8 protein-coding genes and 1 tRNA gene are annotated in these 10,854 nt (G+C 46.4%); 7 read left to right on the top strand and 2 right to left on the bottom strand.

All coding sequences use genetic code 11. The features are described 5' to 3' along the window. The 3 genes from Q4579_RS20795 (at nt 1) to Q4579_RS20785 (ending at nt 2,631) form a co-directional block, all read left to right on the top strand. Nucleotides 1-951, top strand: a complete 951-nt coding sequence (locus Q4579_RS20795; RefSeq protein WP_303566722.1) for an ornithine cyclodeaminase family protein — start codon at nt 1-3, stop codon at nt 949-951. Next, a complete protein-coding gene (locus tag Q4579_RS20790; protein ID WP_303566721.1) occupies nt 948-2,306 on the top strand; it encodes a short-chain fatty acid transporter in 1,359 nt (452 codons plus the stop codon). Before Q4579_RS20795 ends, Q4579_RS20790 begins: the two co-directional genes overlap by 4 nt. A 251-nt stretch (nt 2,307-2,557) precedes the next feature. Further along, nucleotides 2,558-2,631, top strand: a tRNA-Cys gene (locus Q4579_RS20785). 176 nt (nt 2,632-2,807) lie between these two features. Here the strand turns inward: Q4579_RS20785 and Q4579_RS20780 are convergent. Continuing rightward, nucleotides 2,808-3,539, bottom strand: a complete 732-nt coding sequence (locus Q4579_RS20780; RefSeq protein ID WP_303566720.1) for a DsbA family protein — start codon at nt 3,537-3,539, stop codon at nt 2,808-2,810. Beyond that, complete coding sequence (locus Q4579_RS20775) at nt 3,533-4,399, bottom strand: MBL fold metallo-hydrolase (RefSeq protein ID WP_303566718.1); 867 nt, start codon at nt 4,397-4,399, stop codon at nt 3,533-3,535. The genes Q4579_RS20780 and Q4579_RS20775 overlap by 7 nt, the downstream gene beginning before the upstream one ends. 120 nt (nt 4,400-4,519) lie before the next feature. Between Q4579_RS20775 and Q4579_RS20770 the strand changes: the two genes are divergently transcribed. The 4 genes from Q4579_RS20770 (at nt 4,520) to Q4579_RS20755 (ending at nt 10,726) form a co-directional block, all read left to right on the top strand. Then, on the top strand, nt 4,520-5,434 hold the full coding sequence (locus tag Q4579_RS20770; protein WP_303566717.1) for a LysR family transcriptional regulator: 915 nt from the start codon (nt 4,520-4,522) through the stop codon (nt 5,432-5,434). Nucleotides 5,435-5,686: 252 nt separating this feature from the next. Further along, nucleotides 5,687-7,375, top strand: coding sequence for a GGDEF domain-containing phosphodiesterase (locus Q4579_RS20765; RefSeq protein WP_303566715.1), 1,689 nt, complete (start codon nt 5,687-5,689; stop codon nt 7,373-7,375). A 115-nt stretch (nt 7,376-7,490) separates the two neighbouring features. Further along, a complete protein-coding gene (locus Q4579_RS20760; protein WP_303566714.1) occupies nt 7,491-7,913 on the top strand; it encodes a hypothetical protein in 423 nt (140 codons plus the stop codon). Between the two features lie 5 nt (nt 7,914-7,918). Then, complete coding sequence (locus Q4579_RS20755; RefSeq protein ID WP_303566713.1) at nt 7,919-10,726, top strand: VCBS repeat-containing protein; 2,808 nt, start codon at nt 7,919-7,921, stop codon at nt 10,724-10,726. Nucleotides 10,727-10,854: the final 128 nt, after the last annotated feature.

Here is a 10,854-nt window from a genome sequence, read left to right as displayed (position 1 = left end):
ATGGAAATGAAATTCTTTAATACAGAGGAAACAAGAGCAGCATTGCCGTTTTCAAAACTGATACCAGCATTGAAAACAATGTTTCAGCAAGAATGTACGGTGCCAAGGCGGCATATACATGAGGTGCGTGCATCGGACAATCCGTTAACGACACTCATCATGCCTGCATGGAGTGAGGCGGGGTATATGGGGATTAAAACCGTGAATATTGCCCCTCAGAACTCCCGGAACAATCTGCCGGGGCTGTTTTCAACCTACTTACTTTATGACGTTGTCACCGGACAACCGATTGCACAAATGGATGGCAATGAGATTACTTCCAGAAGAACCGCTGCTGCATCTGCATTGGGGGCTTCTTTTCTTGCCAGACCAGATGCAAGACGTCTGACCGTTCTGGGAACAGGACGCGTTGGACGTTTAATTCCGCATGCCTATCAGGCTGTTTTACCAATTGAGGAAGTCAAGGTTTGGAATATTCGTCCTGAATCTGCCATTCAGATGGTTCAGGCGCTCAATCAGGCGGGCATTGAAGCAAGTGTCGCCAATGATTTGGAACAAGCTGTGCGATGGGCTGATGTCGTGAGTTGTGCCACCTTGTCGACCACACCTCTGGTCAAAGGGGATTGGTTGCAGCCTGGCAGTCATCTTGATTTGATCGGCAGCTTTGCCCCAGGGATGCGGGAGTCTGACACAAAGGCAATTATACAGGCCAGTCTATTTATTGATACGCAGGAGGCAATGGAAAAATCCGGTGATTTGCTCGCGCCAATCGTCAGTCAACAACTGAAAAATGAAGATGTTATCGGGACTTTAGCGGATCTATGCCGAAATCAATGTCGGGCAAGAGCGTCGGATGAAGAACGAACTGTATTTAAAGCTGTGGGTACCGCATTAGAGGATCTCGCAGCGGCTTCATTGGTATATCGTGATTTTGGAAAGGAATCGAAATGATGTTGAACCAAAATACAACTCAGTTGAAATCTAAATCTTTGCTGCATCGTTTTACAAACAGTTGTATCCACCTTTTTGAACGCTACCTGCCTGATCCATTGGTGGTGGTTGTTATCCTGACGGTGATTGTACTGACTGCCGGGATCGTTTTGGAAGGGCAATCTCCGTCAGCCATGCTGGAATACTGGATGGGCGGTTTTTGGAAGCTGCATACCTTTGCGATGCAAATGATATTGGTTTTGGTAGCCGGACACATTGTCGCAACCACACCTTTCTTTATGCGTTTGGTTGGCATGATTGCCGGAAAAGCCAAGACACCGGGTCAGGCGATTGTTCTGGTCACGCTGGTTTCTTTGCTCGCGAGCTGGGTGAACTGGGGCATCGGCTTAGTGGTCGGGGCGATTCTTTCCAAAGCATTAGCCAAACAAGTCAAAGGCGTTGACTACCGATTACTGATTGCCAGTGCTTACTCTGGGTTTTTGTTGTGGCATGCTGGCCTGTCCGGTTCTGTACCGCTAAGTCTGGCAACCGATGGGCACCCTGTTGAAGCCTTGACCGGGGTCATCCCAACGACTTCGACGTTGTTCAGTACCTTCAATCTGGTTTTAGTTGCCGTGTTATTGTTTGCTATACCTCTGACAAATTATCTGTTGATGAAGCAGATTGATCAGCCTTTCGAGCTGGAAGAAAAAGACAGACCTCTTGAGCAAGCAGCTCAAGTCAACCGCCAAGCGATGACACCGGCTGAACGACTTGAACATGCGAACTGGCCCTCTACATTAATATGCCTTCTGGGTTTTGCTGCTTTGGTGGTCTACGTCGCGAACGGCGGTGGTTTGAATCTGAACATTGTTATTTTTGTCCTCTTATTTGCTGGTATCGCACTGCATAAAAATCTGCATAGTTTTTTAGCGCATCTGAATCAGGCGGTTCGAGGGGCGAGTGGCGTGATTATTCAATTTCCTTTTTATGCTGGTGTCATGGGAATGATGAGCCAGTCCGGACTGGCAAGCGATTTGGCTCAATTCTTTGTGAATATTTCGAACGCTGACACTTTGCCACTCTGGGGATTTCTGTCGGCTGGGCTGATCAATTTGTTTATCCCATCCGGTGGCGGGCAATGGGCTGTTCAAGGACCGGTATTGATGGAAGCGGCGCAAGTGCTCAATGCGGATATGGCGCGGGTTGCCATGGCTTTTGCCTGGGGGGATAGCTGGACAAATATGCTGCAGCCGTTTTGGGCATTACCGGCGCTTGCAATTGCAGGATTGAAAGCCCGGGATATTATGGGCTATTGCGCAATTGTATTGCTGGTCTCCGGGGGGCTGATTGGTTTGATGTTGTTACTGATTTAAAGATCGTGCTGAGGCTTGTTTGCTTTGATGGTCACAGTGGTCTGTTGAATCATTGAGCATGACTAAAATTGAGGGCTGGTCGATGACCGGCCCTTGTTTTATCTGCTTTACAGCGATATTGGTGCAGTTTTTGACTGGTTGAACGGAAATTTGAGCAACTGAAATAAAAATGACAATTATTGTTTGACTCAAAATTGAAAATCAGTAAATTAGCCCCTGTACCGCGGCAACGTGAAGCGGTCTCACAAAATGGCGCGTTGGCAGAGTGGCTATGCAGCGGATTGCAAATCCGTGGACCTCGGTTCGACTCCGGGACGCGCCTCCATATTCGATTGAAGTGAACGCATCACTTCGGTCCTGCAAGACATCAAGAACCCAGCTTTCAGGCTGGGTTTTTTGATCCAATCTGTATTGAAATAGTTATACCAATCGCAGTAAATCATTGGTCATCCTAGCTTGTTCAAATGCTCGATAACTGCGTTAGATTTTTTGATTGTAGAATCAGGACTTATCTAAAAAATCAGCCTTGTTCTCAAACATTTTTCCTGCGCTATTTCTGATCACTGACTTACTTTGATTGGTATCAGTTTCAGACAGGTGATTCAGAAAACTATCCCAAGCATCCAGTTTGCCAAAGAATGACTGCACCGGGACCGGGACCGGAACCGGAACCGATTGCCATTGTCCCTGTTTTTCCACCACCATGGATGGATAGCCCTGAAGCTGGTACTGCATCATTTGCCGGATTGATGCTGAGATAACATCCTGCTCATTCGTTGCTGCGAATGTTGCCTGCCAGATATCCGCCTCAATCCCCATCGTATCTGCCAACTCAGCCAGTACCGCCGGATCATGCACGGTTTTTCCCTGCTGGTAATGGGCAAGCTGAATCAGTTTCAGCATTTCGGTTGCTGGGAAACCACATTGCTCTGCCGCCAGAATTGCGCGAATTGGTAGCATCGAATCCAGCACGACAGTGTCAGCTTCACGCATTTTTGCCTGATAAGATGGGCCAAATACCACGCCACTGAGCGACTGAATCCGCTGGTCGCTTTCCAGAAAATGCGCGCGGGTGTTTTTATCCAGCGCTCGGTTGTGAAACAGACCACCCGGATGCAGTACCAGCCGGATATCCTGTCGCGTCTTCAGGTGTTCGATTAAAGGGCTGGCGCCGAAGCACCAGCCACACATCGGATCGTAATAATAGTGAATCGTGGCAGCAGCGTTTACCATTTCATTTCTCCCATGTGGACTTTTGCGCCAATGCTCAGTGCCATAGGCAGGCCGGCATCCGGATAACGGGCTGTCATTTTGTCGATAACCTGCTGGCTGTTGTCACTGGCTTTTACGGTGTGCTGGAATGCCTTCAGGTAGTCCAACGCAAATGTGATGTTTTCAGTCGTCATGGGCGTGCCCGCTTTCATGTGGCCTGGAATGACCGTTTTCGGCTTCAGTGCCTGCATGGCTTCCAGTTGTTGTGTCCAGGCGCTCTGCTCTGCCTGAGATTGCGCATCCGCCATCCACAAATGAACATGGCCATAGACAGCAACATTGCCCAGGATTGTCTGGCTGGACGGGATCCACAGATAAGGACGGTGTGCCAGTTCGCCAGTGGTATCGCGAATCTCTACCGTTTCACCGTCAACGGTCAGCGTTGTTTTGTCGTACGCTTCTGGCAGCAAGGTTTGAGTGGGTGCGTTGCCGCCCATTTTTGGTGTCCAGAACGCGAGTTTGCCCGCCATTTTTTCTTTGATCACGGCGCGAACAGCAGGCGTGGCGATCAGGCGTGCTTCAGGAAACTGTTCTTTCAGAACCTGCGCACCAAAGTAGTAATCCGGATCAGCCTGACTGATAAAGATAGTTTTCAGCGTTTTGCCGCTGTCGAGCACCATCGCTGCGATACGCATGGCATCAGCACGGGTAAAACCGGTGTCCACCAGCAGGGCATCGTGCTCACCATAAACCAGTGTGGCATTGACGTGGAAGCTATTGCCATCTGCGTTGTAAACCTGAGTGGCAAGCGGGGCTGCTTCGGCCAGTGTAGCAGTAGAAAGTGCGATGAATGATGCAGCCATTAAGTATGTTTTTTTCATGGGTTTGCTCCAGAAGTTGTTTTGGGAATGGCATGTATCATAGCGATCTCATTTGATTGGATATAGAATCAATCTTCAACAACATTGTTTCTTAAATCGGACAAATGGTGATCTCAAATCATGGACAGACTGACGGCTGCAAAAGTCTTTATTGATGTCGCAATCACAGAAAGTTTCACGGCGACAGCTGATCGGCTGGCGATGTCCCGCTCCATGGTGACGCGTTATATCACGACGATGGAAGACTGGATGCAGGCCAGGTTGTTGCAACGAACAACGCGCAAAGTTGCATTAACGACGGCAGGTCAGCAATGCTTCAGAGAAATGAAGGTGTGGGTGGAGCAGGCAGAACGAATTGCCGTCGCGCTTCAGCCTACCGGTCTGTTGTCCGGCCATATCCGGCTTACAACCAGCATGTCGTTCGGCCATGCTCAGATGGCAGCGGCGTTACAATCTTTCCTGAGTCAGCATCCAGACGTGTCGGTGGAAGTGGATGTCCGGGATCAGGTCACTGATCTGATTGCAGAGCGTTTTGATCTGGCTATTCGTATTGCCATGGCGCCGGACCCGGCACTGATTGGTAAGCCCATTGCGCGATGTGATTCAGTTTTGGTTGCCTCTCCGGACTATCTGGCCGTTGCTCCGGAGATTCGCACACCGATGGATTTAACCCGTCAGCAATGTCTGGGAAATCGCAGTTTCGAACAGCAGGTCTGGCATCTGACCCAATCGGGCCAGACGGAATCTGTCGAAGTGCAGTGCCGGTTTATTTCCAATGAAGCAACGGTGTTAAAAGCGGCCGCCATCGCGGGAGCAGGGATCAGCATGCAACCGACTTATTTAGTTGCTGCGGAACTTGCCAGCGGCCAACTTCAGGCGATTTTGCCGGATTGGGCACCAAAATCCATGTCCATCTATGCCCTGTATCCTTCAAGGGAGTATCTGCTGCCAGCTGTCCGGGGATTGATTGATCATCTTGCAGAGGTTTTTGATGGGGTTGACTGGCTTTCGGACTCAGCGATGCACGAACTGTAAATAAAACTGAACAAATTCAATCACACAGCGCAAAAATCATTCTATTCGTAAATTATGCAAGTCAGATATTCCGGAAAATGATACTTCCTTAGCTTCATACTTTGACCTGAGTAGCAAAGTGAGTTTTTAACTGAGTTTTTTCTCTATATTGATTCATAAAGCACATATTCGCTTTGTGGGTATATTTAAAACGTATCCCCATGTGGTATATTGCGCGCTCATTTTTTCATCGGAACAGGGAACTGGTACAGCGTGAAATCAGGCATCATCGACATCAATTTAGCTGTAAATCAGAACCGTTTGTTAGAAATTTTTGATGCGGGCAGTGAAGGCCTGTGGGAATTGATGCCAGGGAATGTGGTCAAATTTTATAACACACGTTTCTACGAAAACTTCGAAGTGACTCTACATTCTTCGCCTCTGGAAGAATGGGTTGCGATTATGCATCCTGACGATGTAGAGCAATTCAAAAACAATGTGAATCAACAGGTTACCGAGAAAATTAGCTATTTTGCCAGTCAGTATCGGATTCGAAACCGACAGAACGAATATCGTTGGATTGAAGCCATTGGCGTGCTCGGTACAGACGAAGACGGCGAACTGCAGTATTTGGTTGGCTCGCACAAAGATATTACTGAAAAAAAGCAGCATGACGAAAAGCTGTTTCAACTGGCGTATCAGGATACGCTGACCGGGCTGGGTAATCGGCGTCAGTTGGTTGAACAACTGAATGTGATACAGACAGAAAGCACACCGGGCACCATTATCACTTTTGGCCTGAGTAAATTCAGCCAGTTTGTTGAAGTGTTTGGCTTTGAATCCGGCAATACGCTGATCAAAATGTGTGCTGAGGCCATCTCGGAAGTTTTCCCTGACACCGCGATGATTTTCCGTTCCTACTCAGACGAATTCGTGGTGATGCTCAAAGAGACACCAGAAAGAGCCTCTTTGTGCTGGACGATTAATCAGGCCATCACAGGTTTTGATCAACGATTCCGCGCCGCACACGACACAACCATTCAACGGTTAAGTGCAGGCGTCTATCAGTTACCGGGAGATCCCGCCGCAACTGAAGATGAAGAATCGATTTTGTATAAATCGATGCTGATCATGCGTTATGGCAAAGAGCATGATTCACGCATTGCCTTTTATGCCGATGATGAACAACGTGCAATTGAGCGGCATCTGTTTCTTGAAACGGGCATTGAAAAATCAATTCAGGATGATGAGTTCTATCTGATGTTCCAACCCATCGTTTGTGCATCAACAGGTAAAATCAAAAGTGTTGAATCCTTGCTTCGCTGGCACAGTGCCTGTTACGGCGAAATTAACCCAGGGGAGTTTATCGGTATCGCAGAAGCCAATCAGGATATTATTCCGCTTGGCTATCATGTGTTACATCTGGTTTGTTCATTTATTGTTCAGTACCGTAAAGCGCATCAGCACGATTTTAAAATATCAGTGAATATTTCCGCAATTCAGTTGATGCAGGCAGATTTTGTGCAAAAGTTTCTGGCGATTGTCGAACAGCACCAGCTCTCTTCTGCGTATTTATCCATTGAAGTGACTGAATCTGTGGTTCTGGAAACCAACGCCTTTGCTGTTCAGCAATTGCTGACACTGAATGAACTTGGCTTTTCAATTTCACTGGATGACTTTGGCTCGGGATACTCTTCTTTAAATACGTTCTTTTCCATTCCGTTCACGCAGCTCAAACTGGATCGCTGTATTGTCAACAAAATGGCAGAAGATTCATCCGTCTTCTCTTATGTTAAATTCCTGGTTGCGATTTGTCAGGAGAAAGAAATCACGGTAATAGCAGAAGGGATCGAAGATCTGGCACAAGCCGATCTGGTCAGAGAGGCGGGTGTCGATCTAATGCAAGGCTATTACTTCTACCGGCCGATGGTCGGGGAGAAGTTGATGGATCTTGAGATTTGAATATACGATTCAATTAATGTCGAAGTTTTAGCCTGAATTGCAGAAACTGATTGGTCTATCACATTACCTTTTCTGAATCAGGGCTGGCTTAGCTTACTCAGAAAGTTTAGCATATGTGAATTCTATTCAGATTTTGTCTTGCCAAAATCTGATCAGGCCCGTCAATTATTTGACGGGCTTGCGTGTTTTTACCATTTCAGTTCCGGTAGGCATGAAAATAATAACTTTGATATTGAGCATTACCCTTGTTGTGGTTTTAGGGAACTACTATCTCTGGTATCTGGACGGACAGAAGCAACTTTCAGAAGCGCAGGAGCACCCACAAGATTCCAGCGATATACAGCTTGTTGAGGATAGATATTCAGTTGATAAGCTGAACAATCAGGTCAGCGTGAAACAGTTGAGAAAACTTGTACTCAAGGATGAGCATACAACATTAGAAGATGCTGCAAAGGAGCGGCAGGATACGAATGACTACGATCTCAATCAACTGGATGAAGAGATTTCCTCATTACAACAATATTTGAATAAGGAATAAAAATAATGTATCGCTTATTGTTGGCAATGTTCGTATTACTCACGCCTGTTTCTCATGCCAGTACAGTCGGAACTTTACCTGGTGAACTATTGGTGGATGCCGGTTCGGCGATGTACCAAATCCCCTTGCAGCTTCCGGAAGGTCGTGGTGGAAATACGCCGCAATTGACGATTGCTTATAGCAGTCAGGGGTCAGGTTATAGCTCATTGGGCCCCGGATTTTCCTTATCAGGGCTGAGTGTCATTTCGCGTTGTGGCTCAACATTTGGTACAGACGGATTTCAGCGATCTCCAAACTATACTTATGAAGATAATTTTTGCTTGGATGGCTCCCGATTGATTTCGGTTTCTGGTCAGCGGGGGAAAAGTGGATCGCGCTACAAAACGGAAATTGATCAGTATAGCCAGATCACATTGACCGGCGATTCACTCGGTGCCTCAAGCCAGTTTATTGTCAGAACGAAGTCTGGTGATGTTCTGACTTATCAAAATGACTCAGAAAATTTAGTTTGGTTGCTCACTGAGTCAACGGATACAACGAGCAAGAATGTTATCCGATACAAATACACCGACAGTCATCTGATTCGTCAGATGACTTACGATGCATACAGTATTGATTTTGCCTATCAAACCAACACATCATCATTGCAAAATGGCCTGATCAGTAAGGTCAATGGCAAGGTCAAGCAGCAGTACGAGAAACTGTCCAAGGTAAGTATTGCGATCAACGGAAAATTAAAGAATACCTATCATCTGTCCTATTCAGGTTCAGATTTTCGGACGAATACACCGGCACGTCTTGTCTCTGTTCAATATTGCGGTGCAAACGGAAGCTGTTTGCCGAAAACAAACTTTCACTGGAACGGAAATTCGGCATTCAGTCTAAATCGCGCTTCTTCAGTCAAAGTCCCGAATTGGTCCTCTGGTGGTGTATCAGATGGGGCTTGGGTTGATGTTGATGGCGATAAGCAGCTTGATTATTGCCAGAAATACAACAAACTCACAACAGATGGAGTCCATGAGTTTAGACCGAAGACAGTCGCTTGTAATTTAGGAAACGGGAGTTCTTTTACGCATCTTCATCATTATAAAGCTGCGAGCGAAAGCTGGTGGCTGGATGTGAATAATGATGGGAAAACAGAATATTGTTCACTGTCTGATAGCAATTTATATTGTTCAAACTTTTCGAAAGGTGGCGTAACAAACTTTTCTATTCATATTGGGTCGTGGGGAACCGACAAAGACAGACGCTGGTGGCTGGATTTTAATGGGGACGGCAGAGTGGACTTTTGCCGGAGTGATGGCAGCCTGTTGCGTTGTAGTCTCAATAAAGATGGCCGGTCTTTCTATGAGAAGAAATTTAATATCTCAAACTGGGGTGATATTCAACGAACCTGGTGGACAGATATCGATGGGAATGGTTTCCAGGATTATTGTCGCGCGGTGAGCGATGCGGGCCATGGCGGTACGTTGCGCTGTGACCTTTTTAATGGCGACAGAATTTATGCGACGAAAGATCTTCATGTTGATGACTGGGGCTATGACGATCGCCGTTGGTGGACGGATATTAATGGGGATGGAGCCAGCGATTATTGTCGTGCAGTCGGGGATAAATCAGGCGCAAACAGCAGGTTGCGTTGTTCACTGGGTTCTGTGGGGAAAGTGAATGACCTGAAAACAGGTTTTGAAGTTTCAGGGCTGGATTGGGGCTACAGCGATAAACGATGGTGGGTCGATTTCAATAAAGATGGCAAACAAGACTATTGTCGTGCTGTTGGTAGCAAACCCTACACCATGTTGTGCACTTCAATGAATGGCTCGAATACTGGGTCGAACTACTCTTTTGTGATATCGGATTGGGGATATACCAGCAAGAACTGGATCGTTGATATTAATAGTGACGGTAACGTTGAATACTGTGGCCACGTTGGGGAAACCTCTGGACTGAATAGTTCTATTGCATGCCATAGTAATACGACAATCAAACCTTCTCCTGTTTTATTTACGGGGGCCACGAATGGTTTAGGGCATCATTCTTCCGTTGTATTTACAACGCTATTTGATAGTCAAACCTATCATAAGGATGCGCAATATCCTGGTGATACGCGTCAACTGAATTACCAGTTTCCGAAGCTGAATGCTTACGGCCCGATGTATATTGTGAAACAGCTCAAGTCTGAAAATGGTGCGGGTACAAATCAATTCAATACCTATGATTTTACGTATGGTACGGCCAGCTATCATCTGCTCGGACATGGTTTTTCCGGGTTTGCATGGATTCAGCAAAAAGAGAAAAACGGAAACAATATTACGCGTGTTCGTGAGACTTATTACAATAACGAGTTTCCACTGAATGGCACGGTAAAAGAAAGTCGTGAATATTTTGGTCATAAGTCGGTTTTGTTGAATCAGAGCCAAAATACTTTTCATCAAGGTGTGACGTTAACATCTTCACATGTTGAACAGCAAGTTGCTGAAACGGTCAGCCTCAGTCCGATTTTTGGCAAAGTAGAAACACTGTCAACGGCAGAAACGAACCGCTATGAATTTTATCAGGCCAATGGGAAAAACTACCTGAAAACACCGGATCGATTTATTCCGATCCATAGTGATGTTGTGATTCCTGTTGTGATTCCATCTCATGAATTTTATTTGTTTGATAAAGGGGGCGTTTATTCATATGACGAGAATGGCAACCCGACTCATCTAGCGACAGTCAAGAGTTTATCTTCTGCCGAAATTGAAGCGGTGAGGCCACAACTTCAGGGGAAGTCAGGGCAAGATCATGAACGTTTTTTGCTCAATGCGAGGTGAAAATTGACCAGACGAACCAATTGTGATCTTATGCTCCTCTTTTGAGGAGTAGCCATGAATATCGATACCATCAAAGAACATTTCAGCATCATCCGTGACGAACGACAAAGCGCAAAAGTGGACTATCC

The sequence above is a fragment of the Photobacterium sp. 1_MG-2023 genome, from assembly GCF_030547945.1.
GTDB lineage: Bacteria > Pseudomonadota > Gammaproteobacteria > Enterobacterales > Vibrionaceae > Photobacterium.
Note: the sequence above shows the minus strand (reverse complement) of the source record. Positions and strands in the feature narration are given on the sequence as shown.